The organism is Pseudomonas sp., assembly GCF_041601375.1.
GTDB lineage: Bacteria > Pseudomonadota > Gammaproteobacteria > Pseudomonadales > Pseudomonadaceae > Aquipseudomonas.
This window is the reverse complement of record NZ_JBFIIG010000032.1, coordinates 1-17,199: the sequence shown is the minus strand read 5'-3', so window position 1 is coordinate 17,199 and position 17,199 is coordinate 1. Positions and strand designations below refer to the sequence as shown.

Below are 17,199 nucleotides of genomic sequence, written 5' to 3'. Positions count from 1 at the left end.
GCCAGGCTAGGACTAGATTCATTCCTGTCACACCTGACAGGATTTATGAATCCGCCAGATTGACCCGCCATAACACCAAGAACCGGCACGCACCGGTCAGCCCGAGAGGTACTCGCTATGTCGCTGTTGATCCGTGGCGCCACCCTGGTCACCCATGAAGAAAGCTACCGCGCCGACCTGCTCTGTGCCGACGGCCTGATCCAGGCGATCGGCGACAACCTCGACGCCCCGGCCGGCAGCCAGGTACTCGACGGCAGCGGCCAGTACCTGATGCCCGGCGGCATCGACCCGCACACCCACATGCAGCTGCCCTTCATGGGCACGGTGGCCAGCGAGGACTTCTTCAGCGGCACCGCCGCGGGCCTGGCCGGCGGCACCACCTCGATCATCGACTTCGTCATCCCCAACCCGCAGCAGTCGCTGCTCGAGGCCTACCACACCTGGCGCGGCTGGGCGGAAAAGTCCGCGTCCGACTACGGCTTCCACGTCGCCATTACCTGGTGGAGCGAGCAGGTCGCGGCCGAGATGGGCGAGCTGGTGGCGAAGTTCGGGGTCAACAGCTTCAAGCACTTCATGGCCTACAAGAACGCCATCATGGCCGCCGACGACACCCTGGTGGCCAGCTTCGAGCGCTGCCTGCAGCTGGGCGCGGTGCCCACCGTGCATGCGGAAAACGGCGAATTGGTCTATCACCTGCAGAACAAACTGCTCGCCCAGGGCCTGACCGGCCCCGAGGCGCATCCGCTGTCGCGCCCCTCCCAGGTCGAGGGCGAGGCCGCCAGCCGCGCCATTCGCATCGCCGAAACCCTGGGCACGCCGCTGTACCTGGTACACGTCTCGACCCAGGAAGCCCTGGATGAGATCACCTACGCCCGGGCCAAGGGCCAGCCGGTGTACGGCGAAGTGCTGGCCGGCCACCTGCTGCTCGACGACAGCGTCTACCGCCACCCGGACTGGCAGACCGCCGCCGGCTACGTGATGAGCCCGCCGTTCCGCCCGCGCGGCCATCAGGACGCGCTCTGGCGCGGCCTGCAGTCGGGCAACCTGCACACCACCGCCACCGACCACTGCTGCTTCTGCGCCGATCAGAAAGCCGCCGGCCGCGACGACTTCAGCAAGATCCCCAACGGCACCGCCGGCATCGAAGACCGCATGGCCGTGCTCTGGGACGAAGGGGTCAATAGCGGCCGCCTGTCGATGAATGACTTCGTCGCCCTGACCAGCACCAACACCGCGAAGATCTTCAACCTGTTCCCGCGCAAGGGCGCTCTGCGCGTCGGCGCCGATGCCGACCTGGTGCTCTGGGATCCGCAGGGCACCCGGACCATCTCGGCCAAGACCCACCACCAGCAGGTCGACTTCAACATCTTCGAGGGCAAGACCGTACGCGGCGTGCCCAGCCACACCATTAGCCAGGGCAAGCTGGTCTGGGTCGACGGCGACCTGCGCGCCGAGCGCGGTGCCGGCCGCTACGTCAAGCGCCCGGCCTACCCGGCGGTGTTCGACCTGCTGAGCAAACGCGCCGAGCTGAACCGGCCGAGGCCGGTCAAGCGCTGACCCAGGGACACCGAAGAAGCTGTGGGAGCGGACTTGTCCGCGAAGGATCTCAGGCCTCCGACATTCTTCGCGACTGAAGCGGAACAGCGCCCGGCCGCTCCTATATAGGCGCCACAAAAGTACTTCGCCGCACCGGCCCACAGAGGCCGGACGGCCGCTTATCCGCTGTTCACTGCCCAATAAGAGCCACAAAACCGGGAGACAACAACCGTGACAGACACCCTCAGCCACCTGCCGCGACCGCCTGCCGGCGCGGCCGAACTGGCCGATCGCTTCGCCGATCTGGCCCCGCCGCTCACCGCCCGCCAGGCCGCCCTGGAAAGCGCGCGCTGCCTGTATTGCTACGATGCGCCCTGCATCAACGCCTGCCCGAGCGAGATCGACATCCCCTCGTTCATCCGCAATATCAGCCACGAAAACGTCCAGGGCGCCGCCAAGAAGATCCTCTCGGCGAATATTCTCGGCGGTAGTTGCGCCCGCGTCTGCCCCACCGAAATCCTCTGCCAGCAGGCCTGCGTGCGCAACAATGCGCAGGAATGCGCGCCGGTACTGATCGGCCTGCTGCAACGCTATGCCCTCGACAACGCGCAGTTCAGCGAACACCCGTTCCAGCGCGCCGCGGCCAGTGGCAAGCGCATCGCCGTGGTCGGTGCCGGCCCGGCGGGGCTGTCCTGCGCCCATCGCCTGGCCATGCATGGCCACGAGGTGGTGATCTTCGAGGCGCGCGAGAAAGCCGGCGGCCTCAACGAATACGGCATCGCCAAGTACAAACTGGTGGACGATTTCGCCCAGCGCGAACTGGAGTTTCTCCTGCAGATCGGCGGCATCGAGATCCGCCACGGCCACAAACTCGGCGATGACCTGAGCCTGTCCGAGCTGCACCAGCAGTTCGATGCGGTGTTCCTCGCCATCGGTCTGGCCGCCAGCAAGCGCCTCGGCCTGCCGGGCGAAGAGGCACCGGGGCTGCTCGCCGCCACCGACTACATCCGCGAGCTGCGCCAGGCCGACGATCTCAGCCAGCTGCCGCTGGCCGAGCGCTGCATCGTCCTCGGCGCCGGCAATACCGCCATCGACATGGCGGTGCAGATGAGCAAGCTCGGCGCTCACGACGTCAATCTGGTCTACCGCCGCGGCTTCGAGGAAATGGGCGCCACCGAGCACGAACAGGCCATCGCTAAGGCCAACCAGGTGCGCCTGCTGACCTGGGCACAGCCCGAGCAGGTGCTGCTCGACGATCAGGGTCAGGTGCGCGGCATGCGCTTCGCCCGCACCCGGCAGGTCGACGGCCGCCTGCTGCCCACCGGCGAGACCTTCGAACTGGCCGCCGACGCCATCTTCAGCGCCATCGGCCAGGCCTTCGACGCCAGCGCCCTGGCCGATCCGCTGGCCCGCGAACTGCAGCGCGACGGCGAGCGCATCTGGGTCGATGCCCAGCTGCAAACCAGCGTGCCCGGCATCTACGCCGGCGGCGACTGCACGGCGCTGGGCCAGGACCTCACCGTCCAGGCCGTGCAACACGGCAAGCTGGCCGCCGAGGCCATCCACTCCCACCTCACGCTCACCGTGGAGGCCGCATAAATGGCTGACCTATCCATCGAATTCGCCGGTATCAAGGCACCCAACCCGTTCTGGCTGGCCAGCGCGCCGCCGACCGACAAGGCCTACAACGTGGTTCGCGCCTTCGAGGCCGGCTGGGGCGGCGTGGTCTGGAAGACCCTCGGCGAAGACCCGGCAGCGGTCAACGTGTCGTCGCGCTACTCGGCGCACTTCGGCGCCAACCGCGAGGTGCTCGGCTTCAACAATATCGAGCTGATCACCGACCGCTCGCTGGAAATCAACCTGCGCGAAATCACCCAGGTGAAGAAGGACTGGCCGGACCGCGCCATGATCGTCTCGCTGATGGTGCCCTGCGTCGAGGAGTCCTGGAAGGCCATCCTGCCACTGGTGGAGGCCACCGGCTGCGACGGCATCGAACTGAACTTCGGCTGCCCCCACGGCATGCCCGAGCGCGGCATGGGCGCGGCGGTCGGCCAGGTGCCGGAATACGTCGAACGAGTCACCCGCTGGTGCAAGACCTACAGCTCGCTGCCGGTGATCGTCAAACTCACGCCGAACATCACCGACATACGCCTGGCCGCCCGCGCCGCCTACCGCGGCGGGGCCGATGCGGTGTCGCTGATCAACACCATCAACTCGATCACCAGCGTCAACCTGGAGCGCATGGTCGCCAACCCCATCGTCGGCAGCCAGAGCACCCACGGCGGCTACTGCGGCTCGGCGGTCAAGCCGATCGCGCTGAACATGGTCGCCGAGATCGCCCGCGACCCCGAGACCCGTGGCCTGCCGATCTGCGGCATCGGCGGCATCGGCAGCTGGCGCGACGCGGCCGAGTTCGTGGCGCTCGGCTGCGGCGCGGTGCAGGTGTGCACCGCCGCCATGCTGCACGGCTTTCGCATCGTCGAGGAGATGCAGGACGGCCTGTCGCGCTGGATGGACAGCCAGGGCTATGTCAGCCTCAAGGACTTTTCCGGCCGCGCGGTGGGCAACACCACCGACTGGAAGTACCTGGACATCAACTACCAGGTGATCGCCAAGATCGACCAGGACGCCTGCATCGGCTGCGGTCGCTGCCACATCGCCTGCGAAGACACTGCGCACCAGGCCATCGCCAGCCTCAAGCAGGCCGACGGCACCCACAAATACGAGGTAATCGACGCCGAATGCGTGGGCTGCAACCTGTGCCAGATCACCTGTCCGGTCGAGAACTGCATCGAGATGGTGGCGCAGGACACCGGCAAGCCGTTCCTCGACTGGCTGCACGATCCGCGCAACCCGTATCGCGAAGCCTCGTAGACGTCGTGCGGAAGGCGAGGATTTCAGCCACATGCGGCTATAATTCGCGCCTTCCAACTCCACCCAGGCACAGACCGCGATGAACCAGGATCAACTCAAGCAAGCAGTCGCCCAGGCTGCCGTCGACTTCATCCTCCCCCAGCTCGACGCCAAGAGCGTCGTCGGGGTCGGCACCGGCTCCACGGCCAACTGCTTTATCGATGCATTGGCCCGGCACAAGGCCGAGTTCGACGGCGCCGTGGCCAGCTCAGAAGCCACTGCCGAGCGCCTGAAAGGCCATGGTATTCCGGTCTACGAACTGAATACCGTCAGCGACCTGGAGTTCTATGTCGATGGCGCCGATGAAAGCGACGAGCACCTCAACCTGATCAAGGGCGGCGGCGCCGCCCTGACCCGCGAGAAAATTGTCGCCGCCGTGGCCAAGACCTTCATCTGCATCGCCGACGCCAGCAAGCTGGTGCCGGTGCTCGGCGCCTTCCCGCTGCCGGTCGAAGTGATTCCGATGGCGCGCAGCCATGTCGCCCGCGAACTGGTCAAGCTCGGGGGCGACCCGGTGTACCGCGAGGGCGTGAGCACCGACAACGGCAACCAGATCCTCGACGTCTACAACCTGTCCATCGTCAACCCGCGCGAACTGGAAGCGCAGATCAACAACATCGTCGGCGTGGTCACCAATGGCCTGTTCGCCGCCCGCCCGGCAGACGTGCTGCTGCTCGGCACGACCGACGGGGTGAAAACCCTGACCCGCTGAGCACTGGGCGCTCTGGCTGGATACCTAAGGGAGCTGGATTGACGCCGCACCACTGAACCAGGTTGCACTGCCTGCGAGTAGGGCGGCTTCGGAGCGCAGCGACAACCCGCCAGGATTTGCGCCGCGCCGATCAACCTGCCGCCCTGCCTGCGGCGCGTATAACCCTAGGGATTGCGGGTTGCTCGAGGGCGCCGAGCCTCTCGATCGACCTGCGCGGGCAGCTCCACCGGCGCGTCCTTGCTGAACACATAGAGCAGGTTGGGTTCGCCGACGATATAGATATTGCCCGCCGCATCCATGGTCACGCCTTCGGCCTGCTTGATGCTCTGGTGCAGGCCGTTGAGACCGCCGATCAGGCTGATGAAGCTGACCGGCTGCCCCTGGCCATCCAGTTCCAGCAGCAGACGCGACTCGTCGGACAGCACCAGGGTGTGACCGCTGCGCGCATCGAAACTCAACGACGAGATATCGCGCACGAACGCGCGCTTCGAGGGCAAGGCCTGCAGCGTCCCGGCGGCGCCGTCCTCGCCGGGAAACGGCAAGCTGAACAGCCCCAGCGGGCCGCGTTCCTTGCCGAGCAGCAGACGCTGATTGAGCGAGTCCCAGGCAATCCCCTCGAAGCCCTTGTTGCCGGAATCGGCAAAGCCCAGGTCGAACGACGGAAAGTCCCCGGCATCCAGGCTCAGGGTGTCGGCGTCGATACTGAACGTCGTCAAGCTGCGCCGACGCTCATCGATGATCGCCAGGCGTCCGTCGGCGATGACCTCGACCCCCTCTGGATCGGAAAAGCCATGCAGCGGAATGCGCCGCAGCACCTCGCCGTCCAGCGCCAACTCCACCAGCTGCGGGTTCTTGCCGGTCACGGCGAACAGGGTGTCGCTGGCGGGGCTGTAGGTCAGCCCTGAGGTTTCGTCCCGCTCCAGGCCGGTCAGCGACCGGCCCTGCACCACCACCCGATAGCCCGGCAGCCAGATGCTCGCCTGCTGCTCGGCAGCACTGCGCCGGCCTTCCTCGAGCCAGAACCAGGCGCGCTCGTCCAGGCGCAGAATGTCGACCAGCAGCGCCGTGGCAACCACCAGGGACAGCAGGAGCACATGGCGCGGGCGGATGAAACGCAGGAACGGGACTGACATCGGCGACGACTCGAGACGACCATGGCCGTCAGACTAGCGACCAAGGCTTAAGGTTCGATTACCGATGGGGGGCGCCTCCAGGCGCCCAGCAGGAATGCGCCTTTATAGCACGCGGCTGACGAAGCGCGAGTGGCCGACCAGCTCCAGCGCCAGCTCGTCGCCCTTGTGCAGCGGGCCGACCCCAACCGGCGTACCGGTGAGGATGACGTCGCCCGGCTGCAGGCTGAAGTGACCGGCGATGTGCTGGATCATCGGCAGGATCGGGTTGAGCATGTCGCGGCTGTTGCCGTCCTGACGCACTTCGCCGTTGATCGTCAGGCGGATGCCGATATCGCTCAGGTCCTCCAGCGCGTCGCCCGGCACGAAGGGCGCCAGCACGCAGGCGCCATCGAAGGACTTGGCGATTTCCCAGGGGTAGCCCTTGTCCTTGAGCTTGGCCTGCAGGTCGCGCAGGGTCAGGTCGAGGGCCGGGGCGAAGCCGGAAATGGCATCCAGCACTTCTTCGGCATTCGGTGTGCGCGACAACGGCTTGCCGATCAGCACGGCGATCTCCGCCTCGTAATGCACCGCACCTCGCTCGGCGGGAATGGCGAAGCCATCGTCCAGCGGCACCACACAGCTGCCGGCCTTGATGAACAGCAGCGGCTCGCTGGGCACCGGGTTATTCAGCTCCTTGGCGTGCTCGGCGTAGTTGCGGCCGATGCACACCACCTTGCCCATGGGAAAGTGGATATGGGTGCCGTCGACATACTGGTGCTGGTAACTCATCACAGACTCCTTGAGGTCGGTAGGGTGCGCCGTGCGCACCACAGCATGTTCTGTATGGGATCTCTGGTGCGCACGGCGCACCCTACGGAATCACACCGGGAAGATCTTGCCGGGATTCATGATGCCGTTCGGATCGAACACCGCCTTGATCGCCTTCATGTAGCCGATTTCCGCCTCGGTGCGGCTGTAATGCAGGTAATCGCGCTTGGTCATGCCGACGCCATGTTCGGCGCTGATCGAGCCCTTGTACTTCAGTACGGTCTCGAACACCCACTTGTTGACCGTCGCGCACTTGGCGAAGAACTCGTCCTTGGACAGATTTTCCGGCTTGAGGATGTTCAGGTGCAGATTGCCGTCACCGATGTGACCGAACCAGACGATCTCGAAGTCCGGGTAGTGTTCAGCGACGATGGCGTCGATATCGTGCAAGAAGGCCGGCACTTTCGCCACAGTGACCGAGATGTCGTTCTTGTACGGGGTCCAGTGGCTGATGGTCTCGGAGATGTATTCGCGCAGCTTCCACAGATTCTGCAGCTGCTGTTCACTCTGGCTCATCACGCCGTCGAGCACCCAGCCCTGCTCGACGCAATGCTCGAAGGTCGCCAGGGCCGCTTCGGCCACCTGCTCGCTGCTGGCCTCGAACTCCAGCAGCGCATAGAACGGGCACTCGGTCTCGAACGGCGCCGGCACGTCGCCGCGGCCGACGACCTTGGCCAGGGCCTTGTCGGAGAAGAACTCGAAGGCGGTCAGGTCGAGCTTGCTCTGGAAGGCGTGCAGCACCGGCATGATCGAGTCGAAATCGGCGGCGCCAAGGACCATGGCAGTGAGGTTCTGCGGCGCACGGTCGAGGCGCATGGTCGCTTCCACGACGAAGCCGAGGGTGCCTTCGGCGCCGATGAACAGCTGGCGCAGGTCGTAGCCGGTGGCGTTCTTGATCAGGTCCTTGTTCAGCTCCAGCAACTCGCCGGTACCGGTGACGACCTTGAGGCCGGCCACCCAGTTGCGGGTCAGCCCGTAGCGGATCACCTTGATCCCGCCGGCATTGGTGCCGATATTGCCGCCCAGCTGGCTCGAGCCGCTGGAGGCGAAATCCACCGGGTAGTACAGCCCCTGCTCCTCGGCGAACAGCTGCAGCTGCTTGGTCACCACGCCCGGCTGGCAGACCGCGGTACGGTCGAACTCGTTGAAGGCGAGTACCTGGTTCATGTAATCGAAGGCCACCACCACTTCGCCGTTGGCCGCAACCGCCGCGGCCGACAGCCCGGTGCGCCCGCCCGAAGGCACCAGGGCGACCCTGTGCTGGTTGGCCCAGCGGACGATGGCCTGCACCTGCTCGATGCTCTTGGGAAAGACGATGGCGCAGGGGGCCGGGGCGAAGTGCTTGGTCCAATCCTTGCCGTAGGCGGTGAGGGAATCGGCGTCGGTCAGCACCTTGCCGGGCTCAACCAGGGTCTTCAGCTCTTCGATCAGGGCAGCAGTAGTCATCAAGTGAACTCTCAAACAATTCATGGTCGCCCTGAGAACCATTCAGGTCGCAACCGAGCATGGAAAAAGAAGATCATGCTAGCATACGCACCCCGTTAATCGTGCTCCCGCGCCGATCTGCGGGGGCCCGGTCAGCAACGCCGCTGGCTCTTTCCCTGATCACTATTTGTGGGACAACAGGTACTCCGATGAGCAAGACCTCTCTCGACAAGAGCAAGATCAAGTTCCTTCTTCTCGAAGGCGTCCACCAGAATGCCGTGGACACCCTGAAGGCTGCCGGCTACACCAACATCGAGTACCACAAGGGCGCGCTGTCCGACGGTGATCTGAAAGAGAAGATCGCCGAGGCGCATTTCATCGGCATCCGCTCGCGTACCCAGCTGACCGCCGATGTCTTCGACTGCGCGAACAAGCTGGTCGCCGTCGGCTGCTTCTGCATCGGCACCAACCAGGTCAACCTGGACGCCGCCCGCGAGCGCGGCATCGCGGTGTTCAACGCGCCCTATTCCAATACCCGCTCGGTGGCCGAGCTGGTGCTGGCCCAGGCCATCCTGCTGCTGCGCGGCATCCCCGAGAAGAACGCCTCCTGCCACCGCGGTGGCTGGATCAAGAGCGCGGCCAACTCCTTCGAGATCCGCGGCAAGAAGCTCGGCATCGTCGGCTACGGCTCGATCGGCACCCAGCTCTCGGTCCTGGCCGAATCCCTCGGCATGCAGGTGTTCTTCTACGACGTGGTGACCAAGCTGCCGCTGGGCAACGCCACCCAGATCGCCAAGCTGCACGACCTGCTGGGCCTGTGCGACATCATCTCGCTGCATGTGCCGGAACTGCCGTCCACCCAGTGGATGATCGGCGAGAAGGAAATCCGTGCCATGAAGAAGGGCGGCATCCTGATCAACGCCGCTCGCGGCACCGTGGTCGAGCTGGAACACCTGGCCGCCGCGATCAAGGACGAACACCTGATCGGCGCCGCCATCGACGTGTTCCCGGTCGAGCCCAAGTCCAACGACGAAGAGTTCGAAAGCCCGCTGCGCGGCCTGGATCGGGTGATCCTGACTCCGCACATCGGCGGTTCCACCGCCGAGGCGCAGGCCAATATCGGCCTGGAAGTGGCCGAGAAGCTGGTCAAGTACAGCGACAACGGCACTTCGGTGTCCTCGGTCAACTTCCCCGAAGTCGCCCTGCCGGCGCACCCGGGCAAGCACCGCCTGCTGCATATTCACCAGAACGTGCCGGGCGTGATGAGCGAGATCAACAAGGTGTTCGCCGAAAACGCCATCAACATCTCCGGTCAGTTCCTGCAGACCAACGACAAGGTCGGCTATGTGGTAATCGACGTCGACGCCGAGTACTCCGACCTGGCGCTGGAAAAACTGCAAGACGTCAAAGGCACCATCCGCAGCCGCGTACTGTTCTAACGCTGCATCGACAGTGCACAAGGGAGGCTCAGGCCTCCCTTTTTTTGGCGCCGCGTTTGGTCCTGACTAAGCTTGAGGGGGCTGGATGAGCGCTTGGAGTGGTCATCTTGCAATCGAGCGCCCCCACGACAGGCTCGTGCGTGAGCGCGAGTCACCGCCAGGCCATGAGCGCCGCGCACTCAAGGGCAGCCCATGCCAGTTTCTCCGATTATCCTGGTCAACACCGCAACCACCCTGGCGCTGGCGATAGTCGCATTGTGGCTGGGCTATCGCATAAACCAAAAAATCAGCGTATTCAATCGCTACAACATTCCGCCTGCGGTGAGCGGCGGCTTGCTGATCAGCGCCCTGGTCGCACTCATTGAGTTGACCAGCGGCTGGCAAATCCGCTTCGACCTGCAACTGCGTGACCTGCTACTGATCGGCTTCTTCAGCACCATCGGCCTGTCCGCCAAGCTGTGCCAGATGCTTGAGGGCGGCAAGGCACTGGCAGTGATGCTGGGCCTGGCCGTGGTGTTCCTGCTGTTCCAGAACCTCACCGGCACGGCGCTGGCCATGCTGGCCGGTGAAAGTCCGCTCTACGGCCTGATTGGTGGCAGCATTTCCCTGGCCGGCGGCCACGGCACAGCGCTTACCTGGGGGGTGCTGTTCGAACAACACTTCGGCCTGGCGAATGCCAGCACCCTGGGCATGACCTTCGCCACCGTCGGGCTGATCAGCGGTGGCCTGATCGGCGGTCCGGTCGCGGCCTTCCTGATCCGCCGGCACCGACTATCGTCCGCTCTCCGCGAGCCTGAACTGCCGCACATCGAAGTCGGCACACGCACCACCTACCTGATCGACCTCAATAGCCTGCTGACCGCGGTGCTGCTGATGGCCCTGTGCTTTGCCCTGGGCGCGGCCGTGTATGACTGGCTGGCCGCGCTGGGAACACGCTTGCCGGCCTTTCTCACCGCCATGTTCCTCGGGATCCTGCTGACCAATGGTTTGGAGCTGTGCAAGATCGAGGTGGATCAACGACCGATCCAGTTGATGGGTGACCTGAGCCTGCAACTGTTCCTCGGCATGAGCCTGATCAGCCTGCCGCTGCTGTCCCTGCAGGGCGCGCTGGGCATGATCAGCCTGGTGATGCTGATTCAGGCCGCGGTGATCGCCCTGTTCAGTGTGTGGCTGGTTTTTCCCCTGCTGGGCCGCGACTACGACGCCGCCTGCATCTGCGCCGGTTTTATCGGCATGGGCCTGGGCGCCACGCCGGTGGGTATCGCCAACATGAACGCCCTGACCAGCCGCTTCGGCCCCAGCCCCAAGGCCTACCTGGTGATCCCGTTGCTCGGGGCCTTTTTCATCGATATCGCCAACGCCACCCTGGTGCAGCTGTTGTTGGGCTTTAGCTGGTTCAGCGGCGCTGGCTGAGCAGGTCTCAGCCAGCGGTGAAAAGGGCGCATCGCGCCGCTGCCAAAAGCCGCAATGAGTCCTTCCGTGGCTATGCGCCAGTCAGGCGGAGCAGCCGGGTCGCCCCGCGTTACTGAAGCGTGACGCTGATCTGCTGCGACATGCCCGGCGGCTCGAGCGGCACATGGCGCTTGTCGCCGACCAGCAGCTGCAGCCTGTGCTGGCCCGGCGGCAGGCTCAGCTCGGTCTCGGTCTGGCCCTTGCCAAAGTGGCGGATGTTGTCGTTCGCCGGCAGCTCGGCGACATCCACCAGCAGATGGTGATGACCCGTGCCGGCTGGCGCGGCTAAAGTCCCTCCCTCACCCGCGGCTTATCGCCAGCTTAGGCTTCCAACTCGCGCAACGCCGCGGCGGCGGCGGGCAGTTCTTCCTCGCTGAAAACCAGTACCCCGGCACGGCGCAGGGCGGCGGCGGTAACGCCTTCGCCGGCGACTTTCACACCGCTGAAGCTGCCGTCGTAGTTCTCGCGGTTGCCGCACGACGGGCTGCGCGCCTTGAGCAGCGCCAGACGGATGCCGTGCTGCCGGACCAGGCTCAGGGCCTGTTCGGCGCCAGCGACGAAGGCCGCCGTGACCTCATCGCCATCGATGGTCCGTACCGGCAATAGGCCGTCGAGCACCTGCGCGCCCTGGCCTGAGGGGATTTCCGCCGCCGGCCGCGGCGTTGGCAAGCCGCCGGCGACTTCCGGGCAGAGCGCCACCACCCGGCCCTCGGCCTGCCAACGCAGGAGCAGATCGAAGGGGCCGTGGGCGCCACCGTCATAGCGCACGGGATGACCGAGCAGACAGCGACTGACCAGAATCTTCTGCATATATCCTCCGGGGCCGCTGCTTGAAGGGCGCAGCCTGCCACCACTTGCTCTACAGCGGGCCGTCGCCGCGGCGGCGGAACCAGCCGGTCAGCGACAAGCGCTCGCGGCTGGCCGGCAACACCTCATGGGGCAGGTCGGCGGAAAGGAACACCAGCAGGCTGCCGGCCTCTGGCTGCACATCGCGCGTCGTCTCGTCCGCCAGATACAGGCGCAAGGCGCCGCCCTGCTCGGGCTGCCAGTCCGGGTTGAGATAGAACACGGCCGACACCGCACGGCGGTCGTCATCGCGGAAGCGATCGAGATGTTTCTGATAGAAGGCACCGGGCGGGTACCAGGCGAAATGGCACTCGTAGTCTTCCAGGCCCAGGTAGAGCTCGCGATTGAGCGCCTGACGCAACCCGTCCATCAGCGCCAGATACTGGTCGCAAGCCGCCGACAAGCCAGTATCCAGCCATTGAATACGGTCGCCGCGCACCCCTTCGCGGACTTCCTGGCCGGAGCCACGGCCGATGCTGGCGGGGGTTAAATCACCCTGCGCGGCACGTTTGCGGCACTCATCGGCCAGTTCGAGGGTCAGAGTCTGTGGAGCGAACACGGGTTGCAACGACCAGCCCTGTTCGGCCAGGTCGTCGACGATGCGCTTTAACAGTGTGGAATCAGTTGGAATAGGCATGCCGGCGATTCTATCAGTCTGCTGGCTATGCCTCGACAAGCGTCGCCAAGCCATCGAAAATAGCTGCCCGCTAGACAGGAGTCTGTATGCGCGTCCTATCCATCGTTTTACTGTTGTTCCTCAGCCTCCCCAGCCTGGCAGATGCGCAAGTTCAGCTCTACCAGGCCGCCGGCTGGCCGCAGCAACGCGCGCATTTCAACGATGCCCTGAGCGCCGCGCAGGCGCGCTATCGCAGCAGCCTGCCGCCAGCACTGTATGAGGCGCTGGTGAACAACAGCAACCAGCGCTTTGCCCCGCTGGCGATCGATCAACGCGCCCAGCAGAGCCTGCGGCAAAACCTCGCCGACCCGCTGCCCGCCCTGCAGTTCTTCCAGTCGGAACTGGGGCGCAAGGTGGTCGCCGCCGAACAACTCGCCACCCGCCGCGACCAGTTGGCCCTGTATGCCGATGGCTTGCCGCGGATCGACGCCAGCGCCACCCGGCGCCTGCTGATCCGCCACCTGGCCCAGGCGCTGCCGGCCAAGGAGGCCGGCGCCGAAGTCAGCCTGGCCCTGGCCGGGGTCGCGGCCGACAGCCTCAGCCAGATGCTTCCCGGCCTGTTCGGCGGTGATAGCGCGCAGGGGCTGCTCAACACCCAGCGCCAGCGCCTGATCGAACAGATCGGCGCGGACCTGGACAACACCCTGCTGCACGTCTACCGCGAACTGTCCGATCCTGAGCTGGAAGAATTCGTCAGCTTCGCCCAATCGGCAGAAGGTCAGGCTTATTACCAGGCCGCCCTGGTGGCGATCCGCGCCGGCCTGGCGGTCGGCCAGAGCAGCGCCAACCTGGCGCCAGCGCCGCAGGGGATCTGACGCAAATCGCGGCGCGGCTCATGACCTTGCGTTGGGTTACGCGGCGTTCCGCTTCAGCCGCGAAGCTGTGCTGTGCATCGAAGAATTCGCGGCTAAAGCCGCTCCTACAGGGGCCACCCGTGCAACACGTAGCAGGGGGAATCAGGCCAGGCGCTCGCGGAGAAAATCGAAATAGCGCTGACGCAGGGCCGGCGATTCGTTGGCCAGGTGATGGCGCGCCTCGGCCAGGCGCAGAATCTCCGGCGCGGCGAACTTGTCCTGCAAGATGTCCAGGTTGTGCGGCCAGTCCACGGTCATGTCCGCTTCGCCCTGGACGATCAGCGGGCTGCGCAGGCTGCGGGCCGCCCCCTCGATCCGCGGCACCCATTGACTCAAGGCGCCGACCCAGGCGGTTGGCAGGCTGCGCGCCTGCAACGGGTCGCGGTTGAGGACGAAGTCGATAAACTCGGGGTCGCTCGAGTTGTCGCTGAAACGCCGTGGAATCTCGCGGACAAAGGGCTTCAGCAGGCGATAGCTCAACTGCGACCAGGCCCAGGCCCGTGGCCGCACCAGCGGCGCCAGCAGAATCGCTTCGCCCACCTCGGCCGCGGGTTTGCCGGTCAACAGATAGTCGATCAGGATGGCGCCGCCGGTGCTTTGCCCACACAGGTGCCAGGGCTGCGGCAAATCGAGGGCCGCGGCCTGCTCCAGCGCGCCCTGCAACACCAGCTGATACTCGGCGAAGTCGTCGATGCTGGCGCGCGCACCGCTGGACAGGCCGTGCCCCGGCAAGTCGACCGCCAGCACGGCAAAGCCCATGCCGAGCGCCCACTCGATCACGTGGCGAAACAGGCCGCTGTGATCGTAATAGCCGTGCAGCAACAACAAGGTGCCCCGCGGCTCCCGCGGCCACCAGACCTGGGCGGCAATCCGGTAAGCGCCGACCTGAAAATAGCCCAGCAGACTGCCCTCGGTCGGTAGCCCCTCGAAACCGTAGAAGCGCCGGTACGCCTCCTCATGCGGCAGGACCGCCGTCGCGGCGGCCAAGGGTCGCAGACTGGCGACCAGGTCGGAGGGCTGAAAACGTTCTGGCATAAAGCGTTCCATCAAAGCAGGCGGACTTCCCGCGGGGCATAGGCAACCACACGGCCGATTAAAGATATTCTGCTGCCCGGCAGGTCATGGCAAGCTATGCGTCCGTTTACCTGCCGATCGTGCCATGTCCCGCCCCAGCCGCAAGACCCTGCTCGTCAGCCTCATCGCGCTGCTCTGGATAGCCGCCATGCTCGCCGCCTTCTGGTGGTTCGAGGCGCGCTATGTGCGCAGCTTCGACCAGCAGGCTGCGCTGTTCTCCGGCGATGAACTGCGCCTGCCCGCCGAGCTGGCCGGCCCCGGGCCGATTCGCCTGGTGCATTTCTGGGACCCGGCCTGCCCGTGCAACATCGGCAACCAGCAACACCTGGCCGAACTGATCGAACACTTCGCCCCCCTCGGCGTGCGCTTCCATGCTGTGCAGAAGCCCGGCAGCAAGGGCCAGCTACCGGCCACCCTGAGCGCCATGCAGGCCCTCGCCCCGCTCCCCGGCAGCGCCGGCATACCCGCCAGCCCGGCGGTGGCGATCTGGGACCGACAGGGCCAGCTGGCCTATTTCGGCCCCTACAGCGAAGGCCTTACCTGCAACTCGAGCAACAGTTTCATCGAGCCGATCCTCGAGGCCCTGAGCGCCGGGCGCCCGGTCAACGCCAGCAACACCATGGCGGTGGGCTGCTTCTGCCAGTGGCCGACGGAGCCTGGCGACTGATTCAAAGCAGCGCGACAGCGCCTGGCCTCACCCCGCGCTGGCCGCCGTCCCCGCCGCCACGCACAATGTCGGGCGCCGACTTGCCAAGGAAGACCCCATGAAACGCATCCTCATCCTCCTCGTGCTGCTCCTCGCTGCCGTCGCCATCGGCGGCGCCTGGCACGTCGACAGCAAGCAGCCGCGGCGTGGCGGCGAGCTGACGCTCGGCGGCCTGCAGGCGCCGGTCAAAGTGCGTTACGACGAGCGCGGCGTGCCGCATATCCAGGCCGCGCATGAGAGCGATATGTACCGCGCCCTCGGCTTCGTGCATGCCCAGGATCGGCTGTTCCAGATGGAGATGCTGCGCCGTCTGGCCCGAGGCGAGTTGGCCGAAGTGCTCGGCGCCAAACTGATCGACACCGACCGGCTGTTCCGCACCCTGGGCATCCGCGCGCATGCCGACGCCTACGCGCAGAAGCTGGACCTGCAGCGCCCGGCGAGTCAGGCCCTGCTGGCCTACCTGGACGGTATCAACCAGTTTCAGGCCAGCCGCCCGGCGCCGCTGGAGTTCGACCTGCTGGGCATCCAGAAGCGGCCGTTCAGCGTGGCCGACACCATCAGCGTCGCCGGTTACATGGCCTACAGCTTCGCCGCCGCCCTGCGCACCGAGCCGCTGCTGACCCAGGTGCGCGACCAGCTGGGCGCCGACTACCTGAAGATCTTCGACCTCGACTGGCACCCCCAGGGCGTGATCGGCCAGCCCCTGGCGGCCGGCGACTGGCAGGACCTCAACGCCATCGCCCGGCTCAGCCAGGCCGCGCTGGAGGATGCCGGCCTGCCGCAGTTCGAGGGCAGCAACGCCTGGGCGGTGTCCGGCAGCCGCACCGCCAGCGGCAAACCGCTGCTGGCCGGCGACCCGCACATCCGCTTCGCCGTGCCGGCGGTGTGGTACGAGGCGCACCTGAGCTATCCCGGCTTCGAACTGTACGGCCATCACCAGGCGCTCAATCCGCTCGCCTCGCTGGGCCACAATCGCGACTTCGCCTGGAGCCTGACCATGTTCCAGAACGACGACCTCGACCTGATCGCGGAAACCCTCAACCCGGACAACCCCAACCAGGTCCGGCACCGCGGTCAGTGGGTCGACCTGCACAGCCGCACCGAGGTGATCGCGGTCAAAGACGCGCAACCGGTGACCCTGACCCTGCGCCGCTCGCCCCACGGCCCGCTGATCAACGACGCCCTCGGCGACCGCGTCGGCGCCATGCCCATCGCCATGTGGTGGGCCTTTGTGCACACCGACAACCCGATCCTCGACGGCTTCTACCAGCTCAACCGCGCCGACAGCCTGGACAAGGCCCGCGCCGCCGTGGAGAAGATCGAAGCGCCGGGGCTCAACGTGATCTGGGCCAACGCTGGCGGCGACATCGGCTGGTGGGCCGCGGCCAAGCTGGTGCGCCGCCCGGCCGGGGTCAACCCGAGCTTCATCCTCGACGGCGCCAGTGGTGAAGCCGAAAAGCACGGTTTCCACCCCTTCAGCGCCAACCCCCAGGAAGAAAACCCGGCGCGCGGCTACATCGTCTCGGCCAACTACCAGCCGCAGGCCGCCAGCGGCATCGCGATTCCCGGCTATTACAACCTCGCCGATCGCGGCCAGCGCCTCGACCAGCGCCTGGCCGACCCGCG

General features: G+C 65.9%; 15 protein-coding genes and 1 pseudogene. 9 read left to right on the top strand and 7 right to left on the bottom strand.

Going from position 1 to position 17,199, the window contains the following annotated elements; all coding sequences use genetic code 11:
* Positions 1-117: 117 nt before the first annotated feature.
* The 4 genes from hydA (at position 118) to rpiA (ending at position 5,161) form a co-directional block, all read left to right on the top strand.
* A complete protein-coding gene (gene hydA, locus ABZE94_RS06905; protein ID WP_372874801.1) occupies positions 118-1,557 on the top strand; it encodes a dihydropyrimidinase in 1,440 nt (479 codons plus the stop codon).
* A 210-nt stretch (positions 1,558-1,767) separates the two neighbouring features.
* Positions 1,768-3,135 carry an NAD(P)-dependent oxidoreductase gene (locus ABZE94_RS06900; RefSeq protein WP_372874800.1) on the top strand — a complete coding sequence of 456 codons (1,368 nt, stop codon included), beginning with the start codon at positions 1,768-1,770 and terminating at the stop codon, positions 3,133-3,135.
* Positions 3,136-4,410 (top strand): NAD-dependent dihydropyrimidine dehydrogenase subunit PreA, encoded by a 1,275-nt coding sequence (gene preA, locus ABZE94_RS06895; RefSeq protein WP_372874799.1) that lies wholly within the window; start codon positions 3,136-3,138, stop codon positions 4,408-4,410. It begins immediately after the preceding gene.
* Between the two features lie 79 nt (positions 4,411-4,489).
* Positions 4,490-5,161, top strand: coding sequence for a ribose-5-phosphate isomerase RpiA (rpiA, locus tag ABZE94_RS06890; RefSeq protein WP_372874798.1), 672 nt, complete (start codon positions 4,490-4,492; stop codon positions 5,159-5,161).
* A 164-nt stretch (positions 5,162-5,325) separates the two neighbouring features.
* Here the strand turns inward: rpiA and ABZE94_RS06885 are convergent, their stop codons facing one another.
* From ABZE94_RS06885 to ABZE94_RS06875, 3 genes are all read right to left on the bottom strand, one after another.
* The gene (locus ABZE94_RS06885) at positions 5,326-6,294 is read right to left on the bottom strand and encodes an SdiA-regulated domain-containing protein (protein ID WP_372874797.1); all 969 of its coding nucleotides are present in this window, start codon (positions 6,292-6,294) and stop codon (positions 5,326-5,328) included.
* A 102-nt stretch (positions 6,295-6,396) separates the two neighbouring features.
* The gene (locus ABZE94_RS06880) at positions 6,397-7,062 is read right to left on the bottom strand and encodes a fumarylacetoacetate hydrolase family protein (RefSeq protein WP_372874796.1); all 666 of its coding nucleotides are present in this window, start codon (positions 7,060-7,062) and stop codon (positions 6,397-6,399) included.
* Between the two features lie 90 nt (positions 7,063-7,152).
* Entirely contained in the window at positions 7,153-8,547 is a 1,395-nt protein-coding gene (locus ABZE94_RS06875) for an FAD-binding oxidoreductase (RefSeq protein ID WP_372874795.1), read from the bottom strand.
* Between the two features lie 188 nt (positions 8,548-8,735).
* Here ABZE94_RS06875 and serA point away from each other — a divergent pair, with 188 nt between their 5' ends.
* Positions 8,736-9,965, top strand: coding sequence for a phosphoglycerate dehydrogenase (gene serA, locus ABZE94_RS06870; protein ID WP_372874794.1), 1,230 nt, complete (start codon positions 8,736-8,738; stop codon positions 9,963-9,965).
* Positions 9,966-10,157: 192 nt separating this feature from the next.
* Positions 10,158-11,378, top strand: coding sequence for a sodium/glutamate symporter (gene gltS, locus ABZE94_RS06865; protein WP_372874793.1), 1,221 nt, complete (start codon positions 10,158-10,160; stop codon positions 11,376-11,378).
* A 109-nt stretch (positions 11,379-11,487) separates the two neighbouring features.
* Here the strand turns inward: gltS and ABZE94_RS06860 are convergent.
* The 3 genes and pseudogenes from ABZE94_RS06860 to ABZE94_RS06850 all read right to left on the bottom strand — a co-directional run.
* Positions 11,488-11,721 (bottom strand): annotated as a pseudogene (locus ABZE94_RS06860) (DUF4399 domain-containing protein); the annotation flags it as partial.
* A 17-nt stretch (positions 11,722-11,738) separates the two neighbouring features.
* The gene (locus ABZE94_RS06855; protein WP_372874792.1) at positions 11,739-12,227 is read right to left on the bottom strand and encodes a DUF523 domain-containing protein; all 489 of its coding nucleotides are present in this window, start codon (positions 12,225-12,227) and stop codon (positions 11,739-11,741) included.
* Positions 12,228-12,276: 49 nt separating this feature from the next.
* Complete coding sequence (locus ABZE94_RS06850; protein WP_372874812.1) at positions 12,277-12,909, bottom strand: 2OG-Fe(II) oxygenase; 633 nt, start codon at positions 12,907-12,909, stop codon at positions 12,277-12,279.
* Positions 12,910-12,986: 77 nt separating this feature from the next.
* Here ABZE94_RS06850 and ABZE94_RS06845 point away from each other — a divergent pair, with 77 nt between their 5' ends.
* Positions 12,987-13,754: a hypothetical protein gene (locus tag ABZE94_RS06845; RefSeq protein ID WP_372874791.1), complete on the top strand. Its 768-nt coding sequence runs from the start codon at positions 12,987-12,989 to the stop codon at positions 13,752-13,754.
* A gap of 141 nt (positions 13,755-13,895) precedes the next feature.
* Here the strand turns inward: ABZE94_RS06845 and ABZE94_RS06840 are convergent, their stop codons facing one another.
* The gene (locus tag ABZE94_RS06840; protein WP_372874790.1) at positions 13,896-14,828 is read right to left on the bottom strand and encodes an alpha/beta hydrolase; all 933 of its coding nucleotides are present in this window, start codon (positions 14,826-14,828) and stop codon (positions 13,896-13,898) included.
* Between the two features lie 124 nt (positions 14,829-14,952).
* On the opposite strand from ABZE94_RS06840, the gene ABZE94_RS06835 reads away from it, so the two are divergent.
* Together ABZE94_RS06835 and ABZE94_RS06830 are read left to right on the top strand one after the other, a co-directional pair.
* Positions 14,953-15,534, top strand: a complete 582-nt coding sequence (locus tag ABZE94_RS06835; protein ID WP_372874789.1) for a DUF6436 domain-containing protein — start codon at positions 14,953-14,955, stop codon at positions 15,532-15,534.
* Between the two features lie 97 nt (positions 15,535-15,631).
* Positions 15,632-17,199, top strand: a 1,568-nt coding sequence (locus tag ABZE94_RS06830; RefSeq protein WP_372874788.1) for a penicillin acylase family protein, incomplete at its 3' end; no start/stop codon positions are given.

What these genes read in the sequence shown, in the direction of transcription:
- hydA (WP_372874801.1), top strand. Translation starts at nt 118, where the DNA reads ATGTCGCTGTTGATCCGTGGCGCCACCCTGGTCACCCATGAAGAAAGC.
- preA (WP_372874799.1), top strand. Translation starts at nt 3,136, where the DNA reads ATGGCTGACCTATCCATCGAATTCGCCGGTATCAAGGCACCCAACCCG.
- rpiA (WP_372874798.1), top strand. Translation starts at nt 4,490, where the DNA reads ATGAACCAGGATCAACTCAAGCAAGCAGTCGCCCAGGCTGCCGTCGAC.
- ABZE94_RS06885 (WP_372874797.1), bottom strand. Translation starts at nt 6,294, where the DNA reads ATGTCAGTCCCGTTCCTGCGTTTCATCCGCCCGCGCCATGTGCTCCTG.
- ABZE94_RS06880 (WP_372874796.1), bottom strand. Translation starts at nt 7,062, where the DNA reads ATGAGTTACCAGCACCAGTATGTCGACGGCACCCATATCCACTTTCCC.
- ABZE94_RS06875 (WP_372874795.1), bottom strand. Translation starts at nt 8,547, where the DNA reads ATGACTACTGCTGCCCTGATCGAAGAGCTGAAGACCCTGGTTGAGCCC.
- serA (WP_372874794.1), top strand. Translation starts at nt 8,736, where the DNA reads ATGAGCAAGACCTCTCTCGACAAGAGCAAGATCAAGTTCCTTCTTCTC.
- gltS (WP_372874793.1), top strand. Translation starts at nt 10,158, where the DNA reads ATGCCAGTTTCTCCGATTATCCTGGTCAACACCGCAACCACCCTGGCG.
- ABZE94_RS06855 (WP_372874792.1), bottom strand. Translation starts at nt 12,227, where the DNA reads ATGCAGAAGATTCTGGTCAGTCGCTGTCTGCTCGGTCATCCCGTGCGC.
- ABZE94_RS06845 (WP_372874791.1), top strand. Translation starts at nt 12,987, where the DNA reads ATGCGCGTCCTATCCATCGTTTTACTGTTGTTCCTCAGCCTCCCCAGC.
- ABZE94_RS06840 (WP_372874790.1), bottom strand. Translation starts at nt 14,828, where the DNA reads ATGCCAGAACGTTTTCAGCCCTCCGACCTGGTCGCCAGTCTGCGACCC.
- ABZE94_RS06835 (WP_372874789.1), top strand. Translation starts at nt 14,953, where the DNA reads ATGTCCCGCCCCAGCCGCAAGACCCTGCTCGTCAGCCTCATCGCGCTG.